General features: G+C 64.9%; 21 protein-coding genes. 13 read left to right on the top strand and 8 right to left on the bottom strand.

Annotation, left to right across the window (positions count from 1 at the left end):
- Positions 1–9: 9 nt before the first annotated feature.
- The 6 genes from EDD25_RS08810 to EDD25_RS08780 all read right to left on the bottom strand — a co-directional run bounded on the left by EDD25_RS08810 (position 10) and on the right by EDD25_RS08780 (position 6,509).
- On the bottom strand, positions 10–552 hold the full coding sequence (locus tag EDD25_RS08810) for a hypothetical protein (protein WP_134172943.1): 543 nt from the start codon (positions 550–552) through the stop codon (positions 10–12).
- 494 nt (positions 553–1,046) lie between these two features.
- Positions 1,047–2,042, bottom strand: coding sequence for a 2-phospho-L-lactate transferase (gene cofD, locus EDD25_RS08800; protein WP_134172942.1), 996 nt, complete (start codon positions 2,040–2,042; stop codon positions 1,047–1,049).
- Positions 2,039–2,884: an ABC transporter ATP-binding protein gene (locus EDD25_RS08795; protein ID WP_134172941.1), complete on the bottom strand. Its 846-nt coding sequence runs from the start codon at positions 2,882–2,884 to the stop codon at positions 2,039–2,041. The genes cofD and EDD25_RS08795 overlap by 4 nt, the downstream gene beginning before the upstream one ends.
- On the bottom strand, positions 2,875–3,894 hold the full coding sequence (locus EDD25_RS08790; protein WP_134172940.1) for a putative F420-0 ABC transporter permease subunit: 1,020 nt from the start codon (positions 3,892–3,894) through the stop codon (positions 2,875–2,877). The genes EDD25_RS08795 and EDD25_RS08790 overlap by 10 nt, the downstream gene beginning before the upstream one ends.
- 39 nt (positions 3,895–3,933) lie before the next feature.
- Positions 3,934–4,944, bottom strand: a complete 1,011-nt coding sequence (locus EDD25_RS08785; protein ID WP_241986542.1) for a putative F420-0 ABC transporter substrate-binding protein — start codon at positions 4,942–4,944, stop codon at positions 3,934–3,936.
- Positions 4,945–5,150: 206 nt separating this feature from the next.
- Positions 5,151–6,509 (bottom strand): aminotransferase class I/II-fold pyridoxal phosphate-dependent enzyme, encoded by a 1,359-nt coding sequence (locus EDD25_RS08780; RefSeq protein ID WP_175183017.1) that lies wholly within the window; start codon positions 6,507–6,509, stop codon positions 5,151–5,153.
- A gap of 215 nt (positions 6,510–6,724) precedes the next feature.
- Between EDD25_RS08780 and EDD25_RS08775 the strand changes: the two genes are divergently transcribed.
- The 9 genes from EDD25_RS08775 (at position 6,725) to EDD25_RS08735 (ending at position 16,980) form a co-directional block, all read left to right on the top strand.
- Entirely contained in the window at positions 6,725–7,588 is an 864-nt protein-coding gene (locus EDD25_RS08775; RefSeq protein WP_134172938.1) for a nitrilase-related carbon-nitrogen hydrolase, read from the top strand.
- 93 nt (positions 7,589–7,681) lie between these two features.
- Positions 7,682–9,100 carry a dihydropyrimidinase gene (gene hydA, locus EDD25_RS08770; protein ID WP_134172937.1) on the top strand — a complete coding sequence of 473 codons (1,419 nt, stop codon included), beginning with the start codon at positions 7,682–7,684 and terminating at the stop codon, positions 9,098–9,100.
- Between the two features lie 54 nt (positions 9,101–9,154).
- Positions 9,155–10,171, top strand: a complete 1,017-nt coding sequence (locus tag EDD25_RS08765) for a TIGR03842 family LLM class F420-dependent oxidoreductase (RefSeq protein WP_134172936.1) — start codon at positions 9,155–9,157, stop codon at positions 10,169–10,171.
- Between the two features lie 25 nt (positions 10,172–10,196).
- Positions 10,197–11,108, top strand: coding sequence for an ABC transporter permease (locus EDD25_RS08760; protein ID WP_134172935.1), 912 nt, complete (start codon positions 10,197–10,199; stop codon positions 11,106–11,108).
- Positions 11,105–11,965, top strand: coding sequence for an ABC transporter ATP-binding protein (locus tag EDD25_RS08755; RefSeq protein WP_134172934.1), 861 nt, complete (start codon positions 11,105–11,107; stop codon positions 11,963–11,965). The genes EDD25_RS08760 and EDD25_RS08755 overlap by 4 nt, the downstream gene beginning before the upstream one ends.
- Positions 11,962–12,729: an ABC transporter permease gene (locus EDD25_RS08750; RefSeq protein ID WP_134172933.1), complete on the top strand. Its 768-nt coding sequence runs from the start codon at positions 11,962–11,964 to the stop codon at positions 12,727–12,729. Before EDD25_RS08755 ends, EDD25_RS08750 begins: the two co-directional genes overlap by 4 nt.
- An 87-nt stretch (positions 12,730–12,816) precedes the next feature.
- Positions 12,817–13,968, top strand: a complete 1,152-nt coding sequence (locus tag EDD25_RS08745; RefSeq protein ID WP_134172932.1) for an ABC transporter substrate-binding protein — start codon at positions 12,817–12,819, stop codon at positions 13,966–13,968.
- Positions 13,969–14,094: 126 nt separating this feature from the next.
- Positions 14,095–15,432 (top strand): aspartate aminotransferase family protein, encoded by a 1,338-nt coding sequence (locus EDD25_RS08740; RefSeq protein ID WP_175183018.1) that lies wholly within the window; start codon positions 14,095–14,097, stop codon positions 15,430–15,432.
- A gap of 30 nt (positions 15,433–15,462) precedes the next feature.
- Positions 15,463–16,980 (top strand): CoA-acylating methylmalonate-semialdehyde dehydrogenase, encoded by a 1,518-nt coding sequence (locus tag EDD25_RS08735; protein WP_134172931.1) that lies wholly within the window; start codon positions 15,463–15,465, stop codon positions 16,978–16,980.
- A gap of 292 nt (positions 16,981–17,272) precedes the next feature.
- On the opposite strand, the gene EDD25_RS08730 is transcribed toward EDD25_RS08735, so the two are convergent.
- Positions 17,273–18,196: a LysR family transcriptional regulator gene (locus tag EDD25_RS08730; protein WP_134172930.1), complete on the bottom strand. Its 924-nt coding sequence runs from the start codon at positions 18,194–18,196 to the stop codon at positions 17,273–17,275.
- Positions 18,197–18,330: 134 nt separating this feature from the next.
- On the opposite strand from EDD25_RS08730, the gene EDD25_RS18190 reads away from it, so the two are divergent.
- The 4 genes from EDD25_RS18190 to EDD25_RS08715 all read left to right on the top strand — a co-directional run bounded on the left by EDD25_RS18190 (position 18,331) and on the right by EDD25_RS08715 (position 22,013).
- Positions 18,331–18,453: a hypothetical protein gene (locus tag EDD25_RS18190; protein ID WP_277871698.1), complete on the top strand. Its 123-nt coding sequence runs from the start codon at positions 18,331–18,333 to the stop codon at positions 18,451–18,453.
- Positions 18,454–18,625: 172 nt separating this feature from the next.
- A complete protein-coding gene (gene pyrE, locus EDD25_RS08725) occupies positions 18,626–19,174 on the top strand; it encodes an orotate phosphoribosyltransferase (protein WP_134172929.1) in 549 nt (182 codons plus the stop codon).
- Positions 19,174–20,616, top strand: coding sequence for a hypothetical protein (locus EDD25_RS18185; protein WP_134172928.1), 1,443 nt, complete (start codon positions 19,174–19,176; stop codon positions 20,614–20,616). The genes pyrE and EDD25_RS18185 overlap by 1 nt, the downstream gene beginning before the upstream one ends.
- A 383-nt stretch (positions 20,617–20,999) precedes the next feature.
- Positions 21,000–22,013 (top strand): TerC family protein, encoded by a 1,014-nt coding sequence (locus tag EDD25_RS08715; protein ID WP_134172927.1) that lies wholly within the window; start codon positions 21,000–21,002, stop codon positions 22,011–22,013.
- A gap of 759 nt (positions 22,014–22,772) precedes the next feature.
- On the opposite strand, the gene EDD25_RS08710 is transcribed toward EDD25_RS08715, so the two are convergent.
- Positions 22,773–24,458, bottom strand: coding sequence for a thiamine pyrophosphate-binding protein (locus tag EDD25_RS08710; RefSeq protein ID WP_134172926.1), 1,686 nt, complete (start codon positions 24,456–24,458; stop codon positions 22,773–22,775).

Raw genomic sequence — 24,458 nt, 5'->3', positions numbered from 1 at the left:
TCTCGTCGATTAACCCCTCGGGTCTATCCGGGAGGTCTGGATGTTGAAGATGGTCTGCGGTGCGTTGGAATCAAGTGAGTCATCGAAGACCGCTATTTCTTCTGGCGACGCGTACCAACTACCGCCGCTGAAGGTAGCATTCGCACACGTCGTCGGCGACGTCCTGCTTGCTTGCGTCCACCAGAAGCAAACTCTTACAATCCGCTCTCCGTTGTACACATTTGCAGCGGCCTTCGCGTATCCCTTGTAACTGGTATAAAGGATCTCGTTAGAGAAGGCGTAGCTCGACCCCCAGACGAGCTGGGGCATTGGATCCCCTGTTGCTGTTGCGGTGGTCGGGTAGTTGGCCCCGACGGGGTCGCCCCCGGGGGTTATCGCGTACGATTCGGTGACCAATCTGAGACCATCCTTGGGGCCCAGCTGCTGGCCGCTGATGACGACGGTGTCGGAATCCTGTTTGTGTCCTGAATTGTCGGCGTAAGCCGCGCTAGCCCCCAGGCCTGACATCAGCAAAGCTACACTCGCCGCCGCAATTATCTTCTGAATTTTCATTTGTACCCCATTTCTTGTATCGCTGGAGCTAAATACAAGCGCCGACGATGATTACTGCATGGTCGACTTCGCACACTGCCCAACAGAATCGTCGGCCGTCTGGCCCCGATGGCTGGCGAACTGAAAAATGCCATAGGTAGGGAGGCGCCTCGTCCCGAGGACAAGCAGTGCCGCGTTCGCCAAACTTGAGCGTGACATGATTCGCGAACGCACCCTCGCCGACCTCACCACCGCTCGTGCCTAGGGCCGCGTCGGTCACCTCAACTCTGAACGCTAACCACCCGTTCCACTGCAAGCCAGACCGCCCAATCCACGGGCTAACTGAGCAGAACAGAACGCGTCAGTCTGAACTGCGAACCAGTTGTGCAGGCGTGAACGAACATCTGTGCAATCGTGAACGGAAAATGACAGTTTGTCGTCGCGGCACTTCCTGAAGCGGCTGGCACTCGTTGGAACACGTGCCGCCGGAGCCAACACGTGCCGTGAGGTGGGCGCTACGTTGCGCCGGCGACCGCGACCGCGAGCACGGCGGCGGCCATGGCTGCCGTGGTGGGGACGTCGTGCATCCACAGGGGCACGGCGAGTGAGCGGATGCCGGCGGCCGCGAGCTGGGGCAGTGCGGCGGCATCCGTTTCGTCAACGAGCCAGGCATCGAGCACGCCGCCGGCCGACCGGGCGCCGTAGTGCAGGCCCACGGCGAGGGCCGAGGTGTCGACCCCGATGGTGTGCAGGCACGCGTCGGCCATGCCGCGCACGGCGCCGCCGCCGATGATCGGCGCCACGCCAACGACCGGCGCCGACGTGGTGCGCAGGGCGTCGCGAATGCCCGGCACGTCGAGGATGGTGCCGACTGAGACCACAGGGTTGGACGGCGGAAGAATCACCAGGTCAGCGCTGTCGATCGCCTCGAGCACGCCGGGAGCGGCCACGGAGCCGGAGAGCCCCTGCTGCACGAATTCCGTCACGGGAATACGTGCCCGATACCGAACCCACCATTCCTCGAAGTGCATGAGTTCCCCGGCGCGGTGCTCGTCGACGCTCTCGGCAAGGCGCACGTGCGTCTCAACCGGCTGGTCACTCATCGGCAGCAGGCGCGCGCCCGGCTGCCAGCGACGGCAAAGAAACTCGGTCGCCTCGCTCAGGGTCGACCCGGCCCGCAGCAGATCGGTGCGCACGATGTGCGTGGCGAGGTCGAGGTCGCCGAGAGTGAACCACGACCAGCCGCGGCCATAGGCAGCAATCTCGGCCGAGGTGCGGCGGGTCTCCTCCGGGCGCCCCCAGCCCTGATCCTCGTTGATTCCGCCGCCGAGCGTGTACATCACGGTGTCGAGGTCGGGGCAGATGCGCAGCCCGTCGAGCCACATGTCGTCGCCGGTGTTCACGATCACGGTGACTGTGGCAAGTGGATGCGCCTGCGCGAGGTGTGCCAGCAGTCCACGCGTGAAGCGGGCGCCGCCGACACCTCCGGCCAGTACGGTCACGTTCTTCACGGGGTTCCTCTCGTCGGGTCTGTGCTGGTCGAAGCCGGGCCGACGACCACGGCGGCAGGCTGCGGAGCGGTATCCAGGGCGGAGAACACGATCACGGGATGCCCTCCGCGCGGGTGGTCCATGATGAAGCAGTCGACGCCGTAGACGTCGGCAATGATCTCGGGCCGGAGCACCTCACGCGGGGTGCCCGCCGCCACGAGGCGACCGCCGTGCAACAACAGGATGCGATCACAATAAGCGGCCGCAAGGTTGAGGTCGTGCAGCGCCATGATCGCGGTGAGACCGAGGCCCCGAACCTGCCCGAGCAGCGAGAGCTGGGCGCTCACGTCGAGGTGGTTGGTGGGCTCGTCGAGCAGAAGCAGGCCCGGGCGCTGCGCGAGTGCCCGGGCGATCTGCACGCGCTGCTGCTGGCCGCCGCTGAGCGTGTGCCAGAGGCGCTCGGCGATGTCACTCGCACCGACCGCCGCGAGGGCATCCATCGCCACCTGACGGTCGTCGTCACCGCCGAAGCCGCCGAGCAGACGAGTGCGGTGCGGAATGCGGCCGAGCAGCACGACCTCGGCCACCGACAGATCAACGCTCGGGGAGGTGTTCTGCTCCAGCAGCGCCACGCGCCTCGCCACCTCACGCCTCGGCAGCGAGCCGATGGCCACGCCGTCGAGGGCGACCTGGCCGGCATCCGCTTTCTCAATGCCCGCGACCAGGCGAAGCAGAGTGGATTTGCCCGCACCGTTCGGCCCCAGCAACCCGGTGACCGTGCCGGTTTCAACGGATGCCGAGACCTCGCTCAGAATGCTCGTCCCGTCGATCGAGAACGAGAGATCGCTGATCGTTACGCCCATACGGCCGACTTCTTTCTCTTGATCAGCAGAATGAAGACGGGCACACCGATGAACGCGGTGATGATGCCCACGGGGAGTTCTCGGGGATCGAAGACGGTGCGGGCGAGCGTATCCGCAATCACGAGGAACAGGGCGCCGCACACGATCACGAGCGGCAGCAGGCGCCGGTGGCCAGGGCCGCTCAGCCCGCGCACGAGGTGCGGGAGGATGAGGCCCACGAAACCGATCGAGCCACTCACCGCCACCATGGCGCCGGTGAGCAGTGCCACTGAGCCGAGTAGTGCCCAGCGGGTGGCGTTCACGTTGATGCCGAGGCTCGCAGCGGACGTGTCGCCGAAGGCGAAGGCATCGAGCCGAGTCGCCGCGAGCACGATTCCGATCCCCACGATGAGCAGCGCGGTGCCCGAAATGGCCACACTCTGCCACGTACTGCCCGCCACGGAACCGAGCAGCCAGTTGAGAATCTCGCGGTAGGAGTCGCCCTTGGCGGCCCAAAAGATGACGAAGGATGTGGCGGCGGCGGCCAGTTGGGCAATGGCCAGTCCCGAAAGCACGGCGCGCGCCGGCGTGATCGTTCCCCCGACCCTCGCGATGCTGAGCGTGGCGAAGAGGGCGAGGAGGGCGCCGAGAAAGGCGGCGGCCGGAAGGGCGAAACTCACTCCAAGAATGACCACGCACACCGCGCCGAGCGACGCGCCCGACGACAGGCCGAGCAGGTACGGGTCGGCGAGCGGGTTACGGGTGACGCTCTGCATCACCGCCCCGCTGAGTGCGAGCCCCGCGCCCACGAAGGCCGCCGTGAGAACCCGGGGCAAACGCAGTTGCCAGACAATCGAGTCGATCAGCGGGGGAACCGGGTCACCGAACGAGAGCCCGAAGCGCTCGGCGAAAATGCCGAGCACCTGCGTGAGACTCACGCTGGCTGGTCCGATCGTGACGGCCACGGCGCAGGCGAGGAGCAGGGCGATGAACGCCGCCACGAGCCAGGCGGCGTACCCCTGGCGTGTCACCCGGCCACCATCGAACTGCCTTGCATGCGCCGGTCGGTGCTACTTGCTCAGGCCGGCGAGCTGGTCGATCGTGGAGGCCGCGGCCTCCACGTTGCGAATGCCGGCCTCGGTCGAGGCGAACGGCAGGATGATGTAGCGCTTGTTGGTCACCGCATCGAGTCCCTGGGTGGCGGCGCTTGACTCGAGGTTGGCGATCTTGTCGGCCGCGGTGTTCCAGGTGGCGTCGACCAGCACGATCACGTTCGGGTTCGCCTCGATGATCGACTCCCAGCCCACGGAGGTCCAGGTGTCTTGCACGTCGTGGAATATGTTTGTCAGCCCGGCCGCCTTCATGATCATGTCCGGGGAACCTATGCCGGCACCAACATATGGGGTGTCGGTTCCGCTGGAATACCAGAGCGCGGTGCGCTTGTCCGTCGTGACCGGCTCGAGGTCCGCGAGGTCGCTCGTGAGGGAGCCGACGAGGGTGGCCGCCTCGGGTTCCGCGCCGAAAATGTCGCCGGCCTCGGTGATCTCTGAGAACACCGAGTCGAAGGTGAGCGGGTCTGGCATGGCGTCGCCCTTGCACGCCGCCGGCGACACGTAGCTGCCGATGCCGAGCCCGTCGAGGGCCGAACGCTCACCCACGCCATCGGCGGAGAAGTTGGACTCCCAGCCGCCGTAGATGAAATCGGGGGTGAGGCCGAGAACGGCTTCCTGCCCGGGGAGGAAGTCGCTCATCACATTGAGGTTCGCACCCTCCTCGATGAGATTCGCCGGCAGCGGGCCGTCGAGGAAGGCCGAACCGACGATGCGGTCGCCGAGACCGAGGGCGAGCATGAGCTCGGTGGTCGAGGACTTGATGGTGACCACCCGTTGCGGTTGGGCGTCCACCGTGACGGCGGTGCCGCAGTTCTGAAGCGACACCGGGTAACCGGCGGCGCCCCCGGCGGTCTCGGCCGGGGCCGCAGCCTGGCCCCCGGCGGCGCATCCGGTCAGGAGCAGTGCGGTGGCGCCGAGCAGGCCAACGGCCAGGGGGCGGGAACGGGGGCGAATGCTGATGATTTTCACGGGTCCTCGAAGGGTGTCGACCGAATGCGGACCCGGGCCCAAGCAGTTGTCGCAACCGATGCGGTGCACGCGGCTGGGCTGTTTGTGCGAAGGGTCGCGCAGAGTGGTGGTGCGGAAAGGTAGCGTGCGGGACCTCAGCCCAAATCCAGGCCAGCGCAGCCGGTCATAGCTAACCGGTGGTCTACGTCGAGCCTATGCCCTGAGCGCTATGCCCATCGCGATTTCAGCGAGTGCGCCTCCGCCCCCCCGCTGTTGGCGGCCGCCGCGAGCGCTTCGGCGACCGGTGCGACGTCGTCGGGCAGCGCCCCGGCGGTGACCCGAATGAACGATCCTCCCTCGGCGGCAAGAAAAGGTGAACCGCCGGCAACCCGAATTCCGGATGCGGCGAGACGCACGATGGTATCTCGCTCGTCGTGGACGGGTAGCCAGGCGTTGATGCCGTCGGCCTGGTCAAGGGTGAGGCCGCGCAGGGCCAGCGCCTCTCTGAGGGCGCGCTGCCTGGCGAAGTAGATGCGGCGGGCTTCGCTAACCTGGGCCATGCTGTCACCGTTGGTGAGCAGGTCATGCAGGATCGTCTGCAGCATTCGACTGGTCCACCCGGGCCCGAGCATGCGCCGCGACACAATCGGATCGACGAGAGCCGCCGGGCCGCCGAGTGCGGCAATGCGCAGGTCGGGGCCGTGCGATTTGGAGAAGCTCCGAACGTGCAGCACCCGGTCGGGTAGCCACTGGCCCAGGCTCACATCGGGGGAGATGCTGATGTCGCCGGAATGGTCGTCCTCGATGACGACGGGCTGTGACGGGCTGGCAGCCAGCAAATCAGCCAGATCTCGGGCCCGGGTGGTGGTCATCGACGCCCCGGTGGGGTTGTGGGCGCGGGGTTGCAGGATGACCGCAGTGGGAGCGAGCCGGAGGGCGGCAGCGAGACTGGCCGGAACGATCCCCTCGGCGTCGATATCAACCGGAACCCGCTCGAGCCCGAGCTGGTCGAGCAGGTCGAAAAACGGGGGAAACGTCGGATTTTCCACGATCACGCGGTCACCGAACCGGGTGATCTGGTCCAGGCTCCGGGAGATCGCGTCGAGGGCACCGTCGACGACGGTGATCGCCTGCACCGGGTAGGGCCAGGACGCCTGCAACACGTCGAGCAGTTCGGGAATCACGGGGAGATCCTGGTAGCTCGGAGTGACGGCGCGTTGGGAGACCCGGGAGAGTGCGGGCCCGAGCGCCGGCAGCAACTGCGGGTCCGGCGTGCCGCGCGAAAGATCCAGACGCGCCGAACCGAGCGGTCCGGCCAGGGTTTGGCTCCGGGCGGGCAGCCACTTCGGGGCCGCGTCGAGCACGAAGGTTCCGCTGCGTCCCCGGGACACGATGAGCCCCGCGGACGAGAGCGCCTTCCACGCGTGGCTGATGGTCGCCGGGCTCACTCCCAGGTCGCCCGCGAGGTCGCGCACCGTGGGCAGTCGATCCCCGGGGGCGAGCCGTTCGGCCGCGATCAGTCGACCGACCGCAGCGGCGATCCCGGCGGGGGTACGGTGTTCGATTTCTTCGACAAAGTTGTGCATTGCTCTTGCCTCAGTGTTCATCGGGCGACAGGATGATTAACGCGTGTGTGACTTAAGAGAAACACAAATGAAATGTTTACGTCAAATAATAACAAAGCCGGACAACGTTGCCCGGCGGGACCAATCACGACAGGCCAGAAGTCAGGCGGCCATCGCAGCCGCCTGAACTCGAGACCTGAAGCACAAGATCCTCAGACGACAGGCGGAACGAAAATATGAGCGTTGACCAGAGAAATATCGTTCGAACGGCCATAACCCAGGCCACCTGGACCGGCGACGAAGAGTCGATGATCCAGAAGCACGAGGAGTTCGTGCGAACTGCGGCCAAAGACGGTGTGCAGGTAATTTGCTTTCAGGAGCTGTTTCACGGCCCCTACTTCGGCATCGTGCAGGACTCGAAGTATTACGAGTATGCGCACCCGGTGCCCGGTCCCATTGTTGAGCGGTTTCAGAAACTCGCAGCCGAATTCAACATGGTGATTGTCTTGCCCATGTACGAAGAGGACCAGCCGGGCGTGCTGTACAACACGGCGGCGGTGATCGACGCGGACGGTACCTATCTCGGCAAGTACCGCAAGCACCACATCCCCCACCTGCCGCAGTTCTGGGAGAAGTTCTACTTCCGTCCGGGCAACACCGATTACCCGGTCTTCGAGACGAAGTACGGCAAGATCGGCGTCTACATCTGCTACGACCGTCATTTTCCCGAGGGCTGGCGTGCACTGGGACTCAACGGTGCCGAAATCGTGTTCAACCCGTCGGCGACCAAGCCCGGCCTGTCCAACCGACTGTGGGAGCTTGAGCAGCCCGCCGCCGCCGTCGCAAACCAGTACTACGTCGGGGCCAACAACCGCATCGGCAACGAGGAAGCAGAATTCGGAGACGAGGCCGTGACCTTCTACGGCAGCTCCTACTTCGTTGATCCCAAGGGCAACTACGTCGGTGATGTTGCGTCCACGGGCACCGAAGAGATCCTCGTGCGTGACCTCGACCTCGCAGTGATCCGCGAGGTACGCAACTCCTGGCAGTTCTACCGGGACCGTCGCCCCGACTCCTACGATTCCCTCGTCGCACCCTGATCACCGCCACCTGATCGTCCACGTTCGCGGGTCGTGCGGTCGAGCAGACAGCCTCGACCGCTCGCCCTGTCGAACCCTTGAGAACGGATGCACATGAAGACTTTGATTAAGAACGGCACCGTGGTCAACGCCACGGGTCGAGGACTCGCCGACGTACTCATCGACGGGGAAACCATCAGCGCGGTACTTGCGCCCGGATCCACCCTGCTCGGTTTCAATGTGGAAACCAACGTCGACCGGGTCATTGACGCGCGCGGCAAGTACGTCATCCCCGGCGGCATCGACGCCCACACCCACATGGAAATGCCGTTTGGTGGCACCCACGCCAGCGACACCTTCGAAACCGGTACCCGGGCTGCCGCCTGGGGCGGAACCACGAGCATTGTGGACTTCGTGGTGCAGTACGCGGGCGAAAACGTGCTCGAACGCTATGCGGCGTGGCAGACGAAGGCATCCGGTCAGTGCGCCATTGACTACGGCTTTCACCAGATTCTCTCCGACGTGCAGGACGATTCGCTGACCGCGATGGACGAACTCGTGAACGAAGGGGTCTCGAGTTTCAAGCTGTTCATGGCCTACAAGGGTGTGTTCCTCTCCGATGACGGCCAGATCGTGAAGGCCATGCAGCGGGCCGCCACCAACGGCAGCATGATCATGATGCACGCCGAAAACGGCAGCGTGATTGACCTGCTCGTGCAGCAGGCCATCGCCGCCGGCAACACGAGCCCGCTCTACCACGGCCTCACCCGGCCCTGGCAGGCCGAGGAAGAGGCCACGCACCGGGCGATCATGCTCGCCAACCTCACCGGTGCGCCGCTCTACATCGTGCACGTCTCGGCCAAGCAGGCCGTGGCCCAAATCGCCACGGCCAGGGACAACGGCCAGAACGTGTTTGGTGAAACCTGCCCGCAGTACCTCTATCTCTCTCTTGAGGACAACCTCGGCGCGCCCGGCTTCGAGGGCGCCAAGTGGGTGTGTTCTACCCCGCTGCGCGCCAAGGCGGAGGGCCATCAGCACCACATGTGGCAGAGCCTGCGCACGAACGACATTCAGATGGTCTCCACCGACCACTGCCCGTTCTGTATGAAGGGCCAGAAGGACATGGGCCTGACCGACTTCTCCAAGATCCCGAACGGCATCGGCTCGGTCGAGCACCGCATGGACCTGCTCTACCAGGGTGTCGTGGATGGGAAGATCTCGCTCGAACGCTGGGTCGAGGTGTGCTCGACCACGCCGGCGCGCATGTTCGGCATGTACGGCACCAAGGGCGTCATCCAGCCGGGCGCCGACGGCGACGTTGTGATCTACGACCCGAACGGGCACACCTCAATCGGGGTCGAGAAGACCCACCACATGAACATGGACTATTCCGCCTGGGAGGGCTACGAAATCGACGGCCACGTCGACACCGTCATCTCCCGCGGCAAGGTCGTGATCGACGGGAACGAGTATCTGGGAACCCAGGGTGACGGCCGTTATATCAAGCGGGGCCTCAGCCAGTATCTGATCTAAACATCTGATCCAAAGCCCCTCACCCTTTAGCGACCACCAGGAAAGAGTACGACCATGGATTTTGGAGCAGTACTACAGACGAACCCACCGTCCGCACGAACGGTGCAGCTGGCCAAACTGGCCGAGGCCCACGGCTTCAGCCACGTATGGACCTTCGACTCACACCTGCTCTGGCAGGAGCCCTATGTGATCTACAGCCGCATCCTCGCCGAAACCAGCAAGATCATTCTCGGACCGATGGTCACCAACCCGGCGACCCGGGATTGGACGGTCACGGCTTCGACCTACGCAACCCTCAATGAGATGTACGGTAACCGCACCGTCTGTGGCATTGGCCGCGGTGATTCGGCCGTGCGCACCACCAATGGGGCGCCGACGACCCTCAAGACGCTGCGGGAATCGATACACGTGATCCGTGAACTGGCCAACTCGCGGTCCGTCGAACACAACGGCGCGACCCTGCAATTCCCCTGGAGCAAGGGGTCAAGCCTCGAGGTGTGGGTCGCCGCCTACGGACCGCTCGCACTCAAACTCGCCGGTGAGGTCGGCGACGGGTTCATCCTGCAAATGGCCGACCTCGACGTGGCCGAGTGGATGATCAACACCGTGCGTACCGCCGCCTCCAACGCCGGACGTGACCCCGCCTCGGTGAAGTTCTGCGTCGCAGCGCCCATGTACATCGGAGACGACTGGGAGCACATGCGCAACCAGTGTCGCTGGTTCGGTGGAATGGTCGGCAACCACGTGGCAGACATCGTCTCCAAGTACGGTACCGATTCGAATGTGCCGAAGGCGCTCACCGACTACATTGCGGGCCGGGAAGGGTACGACTACAACCAGCACGGCCAGGCCGGCAACGAGCATGCCGCGTTCGTGCCCGATGAGATCGTGGACCGCTTCTGCCTGATGGGCTCGGCGGCGGATCACATCGAGAAACTTCAGGCGCTCAAGGCGCTCGGCGTCGACCAATTCGCCGGCTACCTGCAGCATGACAACAAGGAGGAAACACTGCGGGTCTACGGCGACACGATCATCCCGGCCATGGCCGACCACATCGTGGCCACCAGCTAACAGCGAGTCACGAAGGGAGCCCCGCATGACTCAATTGTCGCCCGCGCACCGAGCGCGGTTCGGGCCGCCCGCGCAATGGGGAGGAGCTGTCTTCGGGGTGCTGGGCGTTCTCGCCCTCGCCCTGGGCTGGGAGCTGTACAAGTTCCTGGGCCCGGCCGATGGTGTCGTCATCGGCACCCTCACCGTGCTGCCGCGCACGAGCGACCTCGCGATGCCACACCTCTGGGTGATGCTCGCTCGCCTGTTCGAACCGGAGACGGGGGCCACGGTCGCGGTGCCTTTGTGGCAAGCCGTCGCATCGGCGTCCCTGTTCACCCTGGGCATCGCGTCCGTTGGCTGGCTCGTCGGCGTCACCGTTGGTATGGTCCTCGCGCTGTTGATGCAGCGTTTTCGCCTGGTCGAATCGGCGATTCTGCCCTGGATTATCCTGAGCCAGACGGTGCCGCTCATCGCGATCGCACCCCTCGTGCGGCGGTGGGGCGCGCAGATCAACTTTGGTGACTTCTCGTGGGAGAGCTGGATGTCGGTGGCGTTGATCGCAAGCTACCTCGCCTTCTTCCCGGTGTCGATTGGTGCGCTGCGCGGTCTCGAAGCGCCGGATGCCAACCACGTCGACCTCATGCACTGCTACTCGGTCGGCTGGTGGAAGACACTGTGGCGGCTGCGCCTGCCGGCGAGCGTCGGGTACCTGCTGCCCGCCCTGCGGCTTGCCGCGGTGAGCGCCGTCATCGGAAGCGTCGTCGCCGAGGTCTCCATCGGGCTTCGCGGCGGCATCGGCCGCCTGATCGTGGAGTACGCCGGTTCGTCCGGCGGCGACCCTGGTAAACCATGGGCCCCCATATTCGGGTCGATCCTTGTCGGGCTGGTCGCCGCCGGTTTTGTCGGCCTGATCGGACTGTTTCTTCGTCGTTTTCGCAGAGGAGAGTCTCCAGCATGAGTACCACCGCACCAATTAATACTCCAGACGTGAACACACCAGCGCCAGCCGTTGAGGTTGTGGGGGTGAGCCGGGTCTTTGCCGCGCGCAAGGGTGACGGCGTCACCGCGCTCGACAACGTGAGCCTCACGGTCGCTCCCGGCGAATTCGTGTCATTGATCGGGCCGAGCGGCTGTGGCAAGAGCACCCTGCTGCGCCTCATCGCTGACCTCGACACGCCCACAAGCGGGAGTATCGAGGTCTTCGGCAAGCCGGCGAGGCAGGCCCGCATCGACCAGGACTACGGCATCGCGTTTCAGCAGGCCGGGCTGTTGCCGTGGCGCACGGTCGCGGGCAATATCGAGTTGCCGCTCGAACTGCACGGCGTGGGCAGGGCCGCGCGGCGCGCCAGGGCGGCAGAACTCATCGAGTTGGTCAGCCTGGGTGATTTCTCCGGCAACTACCCCGATCAGCTCTCCGGCGGTATGCAACAACGCGTCGCGATCGCCCGTTCCCTGGCCGAAAGCCCGAGTCTGCTGCTCATGGACGAACCCTTCGGCGCCCTCGACGAGATGACCCGCGAGCGGATGCAGAGCGAGCTGGTGCGCATCTGCGCCGAGACCAAGGCCGCGGTCGTGTTCGTGACGCACTCCATTCCCGAGGCCGTCTTCCTCTCCGACCGGGTGGTGGTCATGTCACCGCGCCCCGGACGTATCCGCGAGGTCGTCAACGTTGGTCTCGGCGATATGAGCGGGCGCGGCGAAGACTTGCGCGAAGACGAGGGCTTCTTTCGTGCACTCAGCCAGGTTCGTGACCTGCTTTACGGCGACGAGACCCCGAGCACCCCGCAGGGTACCCGCGGGGTCGAAACCCGATGAGAGACACCCAGCCGCGCGTGGTGCAGATGGTGCTCGCGCCTCTCGTCTTCGGCACGGGGGTGATCCTGCTCTGGCAGGCCCTCGTCACCGGGTTCGCGATCGAGGCGTTCATTATGCCGGCGCCGTTCACGATCGGTGCGGAATTCGCCTCCAACCTGCAGAACGTTCTGAACGGCATGTCGGTCACCGGCCGAAACGCCCTCGTCGGCCTGCTCACCGGTGCCGCCCTCGGCATCCTACTGGCGATCGTGTCCGCCCTGGCCCGCGTGTTCGACCAGATGGCCGTTCCCGTGGTCGGCGCCCTGTCGGTTGTGCCCATCGTCGCGCTTGCCCCGGTGCTGTACACAATGTTCGGGGCCGGAGCCGAGACGGCACGTCAGCTCGTCGCGGCGCTCGCCGTGTTCGTCCCAGTGTATTTCAACACGCTCAAGGGCCTGCGCCAGGTACGCCCGGTGCACCGGGACCTCATGCGCTCCTATGCCGTCTCCAGCTGGCAGGCGACCCGGGTGGTTACCCTGCCCACCGCGCTTCCGTTTGTGTTCACGGGGCTGCGGATCGCATCGTCGCTCGCGGTGATCTCGGCACTCATCGCCGAGTACTTCGGCGGCCCGGTCGGCGGTCTCGGTAAGTCCATCACCTCGGCCGCCGCGAGCAGCAACTATGGCCTGGCCTGGGCATACGTGCTCGGTTCGATCATTCTCGGCCTGGTGTTCTTCTCGGCAGCGGTCGGCGTCGAGAAGCTGGTCAACCGCCGCCCCGGATAGACGTCCCGTCGGCAGCAGCCGACGGGCAGCATCACAGCACCGCACTACTTCCTTTCTGTACACCAGCACTAGAGAAGGCGATGAATCATGAAACTCAGCACTACACGGCTCGGCACTTTCGGAACAATGGCTGCACTCGGCGTGCTCGTTCTCAGCGGATGCAGCTCCGCTGACTCGACGGACAACGGGACCGACGGCGCCTCAGGGGGCCTCACCCCGATCACCCTGCAACTGCAGTGGGTGGCCCAGGCGCAGTTCGCCGGCTACTACGCGGCCGTCGACCAGGGGTACTACGAGGACGAGGGCCTCGACGTCACCATCGAAGAAGGTGGCCCGGACATCGTTCCGCAAGACGTGCTCGCGGCCGGCGACGTCGACTACGCCATCTCCTGGGTGCCCAAGGTGCTCGGCTCGATCGAACAGGGTGCCAACATCACCGACGTCGCGCAGATCTTCGAGCGCAGCGCCACCACGCAGATTTCGTTCAAGGACAAGAACATCACCACAGCCGCCGACCTCAAGGGCAAGAACGTGGGCAGCTGGGGCTTCGGCAACGAATGGGAGCTTTTCGCCGGCATGCAGCAGGCCGGCGTTGGCGTTGACGATCTCTCGCTGATCCAGCAGGCCTTCGACATGAACGCGTTCCTCTCCGGCGACATCGATGCGGCGCAGGCGATGACGTACAACGAGTACGCGCAGGTGCTCGAGACCGAAAACCCCGCCACCGGCAACCTTTACCAGCCTGAAGACCTCAACGTCATCGACTGGAATGACGAGGGCACCGCGATGCTTCAGGATGCAATTTGGGCCAACACCGACAAGCTCTCCAGCGACTCGGACTACGCCGACAACACCGTGAAGTTCATCAAGGCCTCGATCCGCGGCTGGATCTACGCCGCGAACAACGCCGAGGAAGCTGCCGGCATCGTCACTGCCGCCGGGTCTTCCCTCGGCGCGAGCCACCAGCTGTGGATGACCAACGAAGTCAGCAAGCTGATCTTCCCGTCGACCAACGGCGTCGGCCTGATCGACGAAGCAGCCTGGGCGAACACGGTCGACATCGCCATGAACACGAAGAACGAAACCGGCGCCACCATCATCACGGCAGACCCCCCGGCGACCGCGTTCTCGAACACGTACGTGCAGCAGGCGCTCGACGAGCTGACCGCCGACGGGGTCGACGTGATGGGGACCGACTGGACCCCGATCGACGTCACCTTGAACAAGGGCGGCAACTAGCCCACACCGATTGGCCTGCACCGTTTGACGGGCCGGGCGGCGGTATCCGCTGCCCGGCCACCCCCACAAATTCTTCCCCCACCTTTGCTCGCAACCAGTACATCTCAACCGAAAGAAGCGATATTTGTGAACGACACCACCGCATCCGGCACCGCGCAGGTCGGGCTGACCGAGCGCACCACTGAACTCGATCGCGCGCACGTCTTCCATTCCTGGTCGGCACAAGCGGCGCTGAAGCCGCTCGTGATCGCCGGCGGCCTCGGCTGTCGGGTGTGGGATTTCGATGGGCGCAGCTATCTCGATTTCTCGAGTCAGCTGGTGAATGTGAATATCGGCCACCAGCATCCGGCCGTTATTCGGGCGATCACCGAACAGGCTCAAACTCTGACGACGATTTCTCCCGCCACAGCCAACCTGGCCCGTGGCGAAGCGGCCAAGCGCATTACCGACCGTGCCCCCGAGGGGTTCAACAAGGTCTTCTTCACCAACGGGGGAGCGGATGCGAATGAGAACGCCATCAGAATGGCCCGCCTGCACACCGGCCGCGACAAGGTGCTCTCGCTGTACAAGTCCTACCACGGCAACACCGGTTCGGCCATCGTCGCGACCGGAGACTGGCGTCGCATCCCCAATGAGTACGCTCGCGGGCACGTGCACTTCTTCGGGCCCTTTCTCTACCGCAGCGAGTTCTGGGCCACGACCGAACAGGAGGAGTGCGCTCGCGCGCTGCACCACCTCGAGCGGGTGATCCAGAGCGAGGGCCCCGCTTCGGTCGCCGCCATAATGCTCGAGTCCGTGCCGGGTACGGCCGGCATCATGCTGCCGCCGACGGGCTACCTCGCCGGTGTGCGCGCACTGTGCGACAAGTACGGCATCATGCTCATCTTCGACGAGGTCATGTGCGGCTTCGGCCGCACGGGCCGGTGGTTCGCGTTCGAGGCCTACGACGTTGTCCCCGACCTGATCACCTTCGCCAAGGGCGTCAACTCCGGCTACGTGCCCACCGGCGGCGTGATCATCTCCGATCCGATCGCCGCCGACTTCGATGAGACGGTGTTCCCCGGCGGACTCACGTACAGCGGGCATCCGCTGGCCATGGCCTCAATCGTGGGGGCGCTCGATGCGATGGAGGACGAGGGCATTGTGGAGAACGCGGCGCGCATCGGCCGCGACGTGCTGGCGCCGGCGCTGACCGCGTTGCAGGCGGCGCACCGGATCATTGGAGAGGTTCGCGGCGATGGCGTGTTCTGGGCCCTCGAACTTGTGGCCGACCGTGATACCCGAGAGCCCGTCGGCGCCGCTGTGATGGCACGCATCAAATCCGAGCTGCTGGCCCGGGGCCTTCTGCCGTTCCTCATCGAGAACCGCATTCACGTCGTTCCGCCGTGTGTCGTGACCGATGACGAAGTGGCCGAGGCCGTTGCCATCTACGACGAGGTGCTGAGCCTCGACCTGCTCTCCTGACCAACGGAATAATAGAAAGGTTCTATCCACATGACTGACACCGTCGTCACCACCGCAGTACCGCTCCTCGCCCACTGGGTCGATGGCGCGCCCTTCGCTGGCAGCTCCACCCGCACATCCCCGGTGTACAACCCCGCCACTGGCCTGGTCACCAAGAACCTCGCCCTGGCCACCGCGGCCGACCTCGACGCTGCTGTCGCGGTCGCCCAGGCGGCGTTCCCGTTGTGGCGCGATACCAGCCAGGCCAGGCGCCAAAGCATCATGTACAACTTTCGCGAGCTGCTCAACGCACGCAAGGGCGACCTGGCCGACATCCTCACCGCTGAACACGGCAAGGTGACCGCCGACGCCCTCGGGGAGATCATCCGTGGGCTCGAGGTCGTCGAATTCGCGCTCGGTATGCCGCACCTCTCCAAGGGTGACTACTCGGAGAACGTCTCGACCGGCGTCGACGTCTACACCCTGCGCCAGCCGCTCGGTGTTGTCGGCATCATCAGCCCGTTCAACTTTCCGGCCATGGTGCCGCTGTGGTACTTCCCGATCGCGATTGCGGCCGGGAACACCGTCGTGCTCAAGCCGAGCGAGAAGGACCCCTCGGCCGCCAACTGGCTCGCCGAGCTGTTCACGGAGGCCGGACTCCCGGCCGGCGTGTTCAACGTCGTGCACGGCGACAAGGAAGCCGTTGACGCCCTGCTCGTCAACCCCGACGTGCAGGCGATCTCGTTCGTCGGTTCGACCCCCATCGCCCGCTACATCTACGAAACCGCGGCGAAGGCCGGCAAGCGGGTGCAGGCCCTCGGCGGGGCCAAGAACCACATGCTCGTGCTGCCCGACGCCGACCTCGACCTCACAGCGGATGCCGCGGTCAACGCCGGATTCGGATCTGCTGGCGAGCGGTGCATGGCCATCAGCGTGATCGTCGCGGTCGAACCCGTCGCCGATGAACTCATCAATAAGATCACCGAGCGGATGAAGGGACTGAAGGTCGGCGACGGCACCCGCGGCTGCGACATGGGTCCGCTCATCACGAAGGTGCACCGCGACAAGGTCGCGAGCTACATCGACGTGGCCACGGCCGACGGGGCCACGGTCGTCGTTGACGGTCGCGGCATCGAGGTCGACGGCGCCGCCGACGGTTTCTGGCTGGGGCCGACCCTGTTCGACAACGTCAGTGTCGACTCGGCCGTTTACATCGATGAGATCTTCGGCCCGGTGCTCTCCATCGTGCGCGTGGCCACGTACACCGAGGGCCTCGATCTCATCAATGCGAGCCCGTACGGCAACGGCACGGCGATCTTCACCAACGACGGTGGGGCCGCCCGCCGGTTCCAGAACGAGGTGCAGGTGGGCATGGTCGGCATCAACGTACCGATCCCCGTTCCGGTGGCGTACCACTCCTTCGGCGGCTGGAAGAACTCCCTGTTCGGCGACGCGAAGGCGTACGGTCCCGCCGGGGTCAACTTCTTCACCCGCGAGAAGGCCGTGACGAGTCGGTGGCTCGACCCGAGCCACGGAGGCATCAACCTCGGGTTCCCGCAGAACGAGTAGGCATCCGCCTGTCCGGTAGCAGCGGGGCGGCTCACCAGAGGTGAGCCGCCCCGCTCGTGCCTGGCGTTCGAGCGTCGGCCTCGTGGGAGTGCTCATCATGTGCCCATCCGTTGGGCAGGGCAGGGCAGGGCAGGGCAGGGCAGGGCGGGGCCGCAGGCCGCGCGGTCTTCGGCGGCGGCCCGGCTCGATCGTGGTCGCACGCCTTCTGTCATTATCGTGGGCGGATGACCGTAACAGTGCCCCTGCGAAGGTTCGTTCCTGGCGCGCCATGCACTCCGGTCCGGTGAGGAAGCTACTGCCTGTGGGCGTGCTGCGACTGTACCTGCGCGGCCTGCTCGCGCAGGACGTCCACGACAGTGCGCACGGCGAGGCGCTCGGCGCGATCGGGGCGCATGAGCGCCACGATCTGCCGTTCGGCATCCACTCCGCGCAGTGGCTTGAGCACGAGCCGGCCGGGCTGGTCCCCAGCCGACGTGTAGCGGGGCAGCAGGGCGATGCCGAGCCCCGCGGTGATGAAGGACTCGATCAGCCGCAGGTCCGCGAAGCGCTGCGTCACCGTGAGCCGTTCGCCGGACTGCTGCTCGATCTCATGCAGAATGCGCTCGAAGGGGTAGCCCCCTGGTACACCGATCCACGGTTCGCTCGCCACATCACCGGCGGACACGGATGCCCGCCCGGCCAGCCGGTGCCCCACCGGCAGCCCCACGTCGAGCGGTTCGGTCATGAGCGGCACCACGGTGAGTCCTCGCCCACCCCAGGAGGGCTGGCCGCGCATGGTGTGCGCGAGCACGATGTCGAATTCGGCGGTGAGGGCGGGAAAGTCGCTCAGCTCCGGATCGAGGTCGGTGCACGTGACGACGAGTCCCGGCGTGGCGGCGAGGTCGGCAATGGCGCCGGGGAGCAGCATCTGCCCGGCGGTCGGAAACGTGACGACGCTCACCTCGCCGGTGGCCAGGTTGCGGAACTCGTCCCAGAGGGCATTCGCCCGCGCGAGAGCCACGGCCACGTCGCTCGCGCTCCGCGCGAGGGCGCGTCCGGCCGAGGTGAGCACGAGGCCGCGGCCGCTGCGCTCGGTGAGCGGCAGGCCGGCCTCTCGTTCGAGCACCTTGAGCTGTTGGGAGACCGCGGAGGGGGTGCGATGTGTTGCCCGCGCCACCGCGGTCACGGTGCGCCGTTCGGCGAGTTCCCTGAGAAGTTCGAGTCGCTGTACGTCCATGTAGCAAAGCTACACAGTATCAGCCAAATAATGCGGTTGTGCTGCATGATTTTCAGTGGTGAACTAGGAACGTCGATCACGAGCAATGGCGCCTCCGTACTTTGACCCGCCACCTCTTGTCGAAAGGTATAACCATGTTCGCTCTTCTCGTTCTTCTTGCTGCCATCTCCATCGCCTCGATCGTTACCCTCGTCGGTACCGTTGCCCGCGACGGCTACGGTCGCGTTCCCGAGCGCGCACTCGTTCGCATCTTCTAGTCCGCCCGCGGGCCGCGCCCGTCCTGTGTGTTGCTGGTTCAGCACATCTGACTGTGGGCATCCGTTCTGCCGCGTCTTGACGCGACCTGGGGCGTGCTCGGCCGCAGTTCTCCTGGCCGGGCAACCGGCTGCGAGCGCCGGCCGCGTGGCTCGATGCCCTAAAGTTGTTTCTGTGAAGGATACGCGGCAGAAACTCATCGATTTCATCTCGGCCGAGGCCGTTTTTCACGGAGAATTCGTTCTCACGAGCGGCAAGACGGCGACGTACTACGTCGACCTGCGCCGCGTGAGCCTCGATCATCGCGTGGCACCGCTCATCGGCCAGGTGATGCTCGACCTCATCAAGGACATTCCCGACGTCTCCGCCGTCGGCGGCATGACCATGGGCGCCGACCCCGTTGCCGCTGCCGTTCTGCACCAGGGTGCGGCCCGAGGCGAAAGCTACGACGCCTTCGTCGTGCGCAAGGAGCCGAAAGACCACGGCCGTGGTCGTCAGGTCGAAGGACCGGACCTCGCCGGCAAACGTGTCATCGTGCTGGAAGACACCTCGACCACCGGCGGATCGCCGCTCGCGGCTGTTGAGGCGTTGCTCAAGGTGGGCGCGATCATCGCCGGCGTCGCCGTGGTTGTCGATCGCAACACGGGGGCGCGCGAGATCATTGAGGCCGCCGGCTACCCCTACTACGCGGCCATCTCCCTTGAGGACCTGGGTCTGAACTAGTGCCCAAGGACGACGAGTCCGATCACGGCATCGACTGGTTGGCATCGCAGTTCGGCGAACGACAGAACGAGCCGGGGACGCACTCTATGCCCGCCTCGTCACCTGCCGACGACGAGGCGCTGGTCGCGCCCGAGCCTGCCGCGTCGGAGCCCACTGAGGCGCCCTACGCCGAGTCCCTGCCCGGGGTTGATCAGAATGAGCGGGAGCCGGCTGCGTCCGATGTATCCACCGTTCCCGTTTTGCCGGAGCCCGAATTACCCCACCTTCCGTCTGTCTCCGCGGCGTCGGCTGAGTCCGCTCGCACAGAAATTCCCCACGACCCCGGTGCCCGTGAGCCTATGGCGCCTGACCTGCCCGTCACCCCCGAAGTGCCTGTTGCACCGATAGCCCCTGCGGCGCCCGATGTGGCTCACGAGTCCCAGGTTTCGCCAGCCGCTCACGCGGCCGACGTGCCCACGGTGCCTGACGTGCCTGCGGTGCTCGACGTGCCTGAAGCGCCGCCGACCATCGAACCCGTCGTGCCGCAGAGCCCACGCCGCACGGAGGCGGACCTCGAGCCCGAACCCTGGTGGACGACTCCCGAGTCGCAGAAAACCCCGCAAGAATTCGAACTTGGCGCGGCACTACCGGCCCCGCTTGGCGCGGCATTACCGGCCCCGCTCGGCGCGGAGGGGGCACCCGCATCCGCTCTCTCTGGCGCGGGGAACGACGACCGTGAGGCGTCCGTGCCGGACGCACGGGCCGGGGAGTCGCTGGAGCACAGCGACCCGGCGGCCACCGTGTTGCCCGATCCGATTGCCGACGATGCCGAAGAGCCCGTCGTTCCGAGCCGGCACTCTGCATCGAGCGACCCGGCTCGCACCGCCACCCGCACGGTGATCTGGGTGGGCGCCGTGATCGTCGCCATCATCATCCTCGTGGGCCTGTTCCTATTGGGTCAGAGGCTCGGGAGCGGAGGCGGCCCCGTTGCCCTCGCGACGCCCACGGCGACCCCCACGCCGTCGGCCACCCCGACCCCGACCCCGACGCCATCGCCCGAGGTGACGGCCGCGCAGCCGGCCGGAGTACACGCCTGGAACACCCTGTTCGGAGGCGAGTGCCTTGAGCCGTACGTGTCGCCGTGGGAGGAGACGTTCACGGTCTCCGATTGTGCCGCTCCGCATGGCGCGCAGCTGGTGTATCGCGGCTCGTTCGGCGGCGACGTCAACGCAGCGTTCCCCGGCGAAGCCGCCCTGGCCGCGCAGATGAACCTCCTGTGCACCGCGCCCGGCGCGCTCGACCTCGCGGCCGCCGGCGCCTACCCCGACCTTCAGGTTCAGGGCAGCTACCCGGTCACCGAAGAGCAGTGGGCCGACTCGGCACGAAACTACTACTGCTTCGTCAGCCGCTCCGGAGGGAAACCCCTGACCGCAAGCGTGGCCGGGCCGGGCCCGGCCGCGTAGCCGCGACGCGGTATCCGCAGCCCAGCCAGCGCAGAGAACGCCTCCCCGGTGACCGGGGTAGGCGTTCTCGCTTGTTGCCCTCAGTCGATCTGGCCGTACTTTTTCAGGCGGCGACGTCGCTGCACATATATTCTGATAGCCGCAGTATGTGCAGCCAGTTGATGTCCTGCCAGCTGGCTGTGAGCCTCTGCTTTTCCTCGCTGGATCAGATTGAGGTGGTACTCTAAGTGCTGCAAAGGGAGTAATTCACGAGCAGCGACTTCGTCAACACGAATGCATCGACGCGTTCCGGACCGCTGGCCCTCTTCGGCTGTTGTCGATGAGGGTGGATGAGACTTTGGTCAACCAGTCCGTAGACCCCGTAGACCCCGTGGAGTTCCCCTGTGAATGCGACCCCCCTCGTCTGGCTCATCACCATTGCCGTCACGATAGCCTTTTTCGTATACGAATTTTTCGCCCATGTGCGCAAGCCGCACGTGCCTACCGTGGCTGAGTCCGCCCGCTGGTCAGTGTTTTACATCAGCCTCGCGCTGCTCTTCGGCATCGGCATCGGCCTGGTGTCGGGCTGGACCTTCGGCGGTGAGTACTTCGCCGGATACCTCACGGAGAAAGCCCTGTCGATTGACAACCTCTTCGTGTTTCTCATCCTGATGGGCGGTTTTGCCGTGCCGAAGGAATACCAGCAGAAGGTGCTGATGATCGGCATCATTATCGCGATCGTCTTGCGCGGCATCTTCATCGCGGTCGGCGCCACCCTCATTGAGAACTTCTCCTGGATCTTCTACGTCTTCGGCGCGCTGCTGCTCCTGCTGGCCTATCGACAGGCGTTCAATTCGGAGGAGAGCGATCCTGCCAACGGGCGAGTGATCAAGTTCATGCGGCGCATTTTCCCCATCACCGAGGAGTACCACGACGACAAGTTGTCCGTGAAGCTGAACGGCAAACGGTTCCTCACCCCGATGCTGCTCGCGATCGTGGCCATCGGCTTCGTCGACCTGGTCTTCGCCGTCGACTCGATTCCCGCAATTTACGGCCTCACGAGCGAGGCGTACATCGTCTTCACCGCTAACGTCTTCGCCCTGATGGGCCTGCGTCAGCTGTACTTCCTGATCGGCGGCCTGCTGGCGCGCCTCGTCTACCTCGCCCAGGGCCTCGCCGTCATCCTCGGGTTCATCGGCATCAAACTGGTCTTCCACGCCCTGTACATCAACGAGCTCCCGTTCATCAATGGCGGAGAGGGCGTCGGGTGGGCTCCGGAGATTCCGATCTGGTTCTCGCTGCTCTTCATCGGTGCCACGGTCGCCGTGGCCACGGTCGCCAGCTTGCTCAAGACGCGCGGCAAGCCCGCGACCCCGTCCGCGGACGCCACGCAAGACGAGGTTTTGAAAGACGCCTAACCAGCTCCGTCACGCAGCCCGCCGAGGAACTGCAGGGATGTGAGCTGCTCGCCGAGCAGCAGCCACGCGAACAGCGAGGCGAAGACCACGTCGAGCAGCCCGACGGTCGCCCGGCAACCGGGTTGCGACGCGCCCTTTTTGACCTGTCGACCTACACGCCGAAAACCTCGACTAATCCCTGTCTGACCAGGAGTTCCTTGCGATATCGTTTCCCATGTTATTGCAACACCTCGACTCGCTTAGGTCTGTCTCGACGCAATAAACGTTGAATATACGTGCGTGCATCAAGGCCTCGTCTGCTTGCCCAATTTTTACCCTATGCAACGCTTACGGGCGAGGACCAGCCGAACTCGAGGTCGCGGTAAACGCTGAATAAACGACCGTCCATCAAATCCTGATGTGGGGCCCGGTGCCCACCGGACCTTCCTTGGCCAAACCCCGCTCTTTGGCCAGGCGCCCCCATTCCTTCAAGGCCGCTGCTGCAAACGGCGGATTCGGAAATCGCCACTCGACCGAACTGCTCCTGTGCGGCGCCGTCGTGGCCGCCGCAATCGGCTCCGCCCCCTCTACGGCGTGTCCTCGCGCGGCGGCTTCGATACGGGCTATGCGTATGCTGCATGTTGCAGCAGCCCTCGATTCGCACAGTCACCTACCTGTTCCGTGGGCCGGCGCGCCCGCTGCCTAGCTGAAGTTGCCCTAACCGCGCCTCGGCGACGCCCATTTCGAGTCGTCGCCGAGGCGGTATCTTGCGGCCGGTTTCTACTTCCGACTGTTGGATACCGCTAACGGCTGGGCGGCGCCGAAGAGGTTTACCGGAACGTGCACGAGGGTCACACCAGGTGCGGCGATCGCGTCGCGGATAGTCTGCTCGAGCTGATCCTCGGACTTCACCGCGAAACCTTTGCCCCCGAACGCTTCTGCGACCAGCGGCCAATTCGGCTGCGACAGGTTGACGGCGACGGGCACGATTTTGCGGTCGATCTCATTCTGTCGAATTTCACCATATCCGCCGTTGTCGACGCAAATCACCGTGATATCGAGCCCCTGCTCGGTTGCGGTTTGCAGCTCTTGAACGGAGAACATGAGCGCGCCATCGCCGACGATCGCGACCGAGGGGCGACGAGGATCTGCGATTTTCGCACCAATCGCAGCCGGAAGTGCGTAGCCGAGTGTGCAGTACGTCGCCATGTACATGAATGCGCACGGCTCTTCGAGCTGCAGACGGCTGCCAACACCGTTAAAGAAGATCTGCGACGAGTCGCCGCTGACCATCACGCCGTGCGGCAGCGCGCTCACGATGCGCGCGGAAAGCGCATCGGAGATCGGATCAAACTCGGCTGCTTCCGCTGCGAATCGCTTGCGCATCGCATCGCTATTCTGCGGCTCAGATTGAATCTCACGCTGTTTGAGCTCACAGTCGATCGCCGCAAGGATCGCCGGAGTGTCACCAATAAGTGCGTAGTCCGACCGCAAATTCCGATCGCGCTGGCTGTCAAGAATATCAACGCGAATCACCTTCCCGTTCGCCTCGATACCTCGGCCACGGCGCTCTGCGACTCCGAGCTTGGAGCCGAGGACCAGGAGCACATCGGCATCGCGCACATAATCGAGCGAGGCTTCGAGGCGAAGTTCTGCACCGAGACTCAGCGGGTGGCTCTCTGGCAGCACGCCTTTTCCGTTGAGGGTACTGAAGACCGGCGAGCTGAGCCGCTCAGCGACTGACTGAAGCTGCTCGCCGGCATCGATCGAACCGCCACCCGCGATGATGAGTGGGCGCTTGGCGCGGGCTAGAAGATCAGCAACCTCGCTCAGCTGCTCGGCCGCTGGCATTGGCACGGGAGTAATCTCCCGAGGTGCTTCCATAGCAAACGAGGCGTCGACCTTCGCCTCCAGTAGGTTGAGTGGAACCTCGATGTAGATGGGGCGCGGGCGCGTGAGGCTGAACCGTGCGAACGCATCATGCACCGCGTCGAGGGCTTCTTTCGCGCTCGTGACACGATGCGCTACATCGAAGACGCCACCAGCTGCCTGAATCTGATCTTTAGTCTCGTGGAGATTGCCGAGCTCGGCTTTTTCACTACCGAGCGGTGCACCCGGAGCCAGCACGATCATCGGACGCGACTCGCAATAGGCAGTACCGGCCGCCGAAAGTACGTTCAGAAGGCCCGGGCCTGAGGTAGCGATGACGACTCCCGGAAGGCGGGAGCGCTTTCCCCACGCATCTGCCGCATACCCCGCGCCCTGCTCGTGACGAGCAGTGACCGCGTGAATACCCAAGCGATCGAGATGCCGATAGAACTCAAGGTTGTGCGTTCCCGGGATCCCGAAGATCGTTCGCACGCCATACCCAGCGATGAGATGAAGAATTGCGTACCCTAGATTGTCACGCGCCTCAGTGCTCTCGGCAGTTGTTTCACCCGTCGGGTACTCGGTGGCAGCATTCAT

The sequence above is a fragment of the Cryobacterium psychrophilum genome (assembly GCF_004365915.1).
In the GTDB taxonomy this organism is placed as follows: Bacteria; Actinomycetota; Actinomycetes; order Actinomycetales; family Microbacteriaceae; genus Cryobacterium; species Cryobacterium psychrophilum.
This window is presented reverse-complemented; position numbering and strand designations above follow the sequence as displayed.

Coding starts and splice junctions, on each gene's coding strand:
- EDD25_RS08810 (WP_134172943.1), bottom strand. CDS start 552: ATGAAAATTCAGAAGATAATTGCGGCGGCGAGTGTAGCTTTGCTGATG.
- EDD25_RS08795 (WP_134172941.1), bottom strand. CDS start 2,884: ATGGGCGTAACGATCAGCGATCTCTCGTTCTCGATCGACGGGACGAGC.
- hydA (WP_134172937.1), top strand. CDS start 7,682: ATGAAGACTTTGATTAAGAACGGCACCGTGGTCAACGCCACGGGTCGA.
- EDD25_RS08780 (WP_175183017.1), bottom strand. CDS start 6,509: ATGCACAACTTTGTCGAAGAAATCGAACACCGTACCCCCGCCGGGATC.
- EDD25_RS08765 (WP_134172936.1), top strand. CDS start 9,155: ATGGATTTTGGAGCAGTACTACAGACGAACCCACCGTCCGCACGAACG.
- EDD25_RS08775 (WP_134172938.1), top strand. CDS start 6,725: ATGAGCGTTGACCAGAGAAATATCGTTCGAACGGCCATAACCCAGGCC.
- EDD25_RS08755 (WP_134172934.1), top strand. CDS start 11,105: ATGAGTACCACCGCACCAATTAATACTCCAGACGTGAACACACCAGCG.
- EDD25_RS18190 (WP_277871698.1), top strand. CDS start 18,331: ATGTTCGCTCTTCTCGTTCTTCTTGCTGCCATCTCCATCGCCTCGATC.
- EDD25_RS08745 (WP_134172932.1), top strand. CDS start 12,817: ATGAAACTCAGCACTACACGGCTCGGCACTTTCGGAACAATGGCTGCA.
- EDD25_RS08735 (WP_134172931.1), top strand. CDS start 15,463: ATGACTGACACCGTCGTCACCACCGCAGTACCGCTCCTCGCCCACTGG.
- EDD25_RS08760 (WP_134172935.1), top strand. CDS start 10,197: ATGACTCAATTGTCGCCCGCGCACCGAGCGCGGTTCGGGCCGCCCGCG.
- EDD25_RS08750 (WP_134172933.1), top strand. CDS start 11,962: ATGAGAGACACCCAGCCGCGCGTGGTGCAGATGGTGCTCGCGCCTCTC.
- EDD25_RS08710 (WP_134172926.1), bottom strand. CDS start 24,458: ATGAATGCTGCCACCGAGTACCCGACGGGTGAAACAACTGCCGAGAGC.
- EDD25_RS08730 (WP_134172930.1), bottom strand. CDS start 18,196: ATGGACGTACAGCGACTCGAACTTCTCAGGGAACTCGCCGAACGGCGC.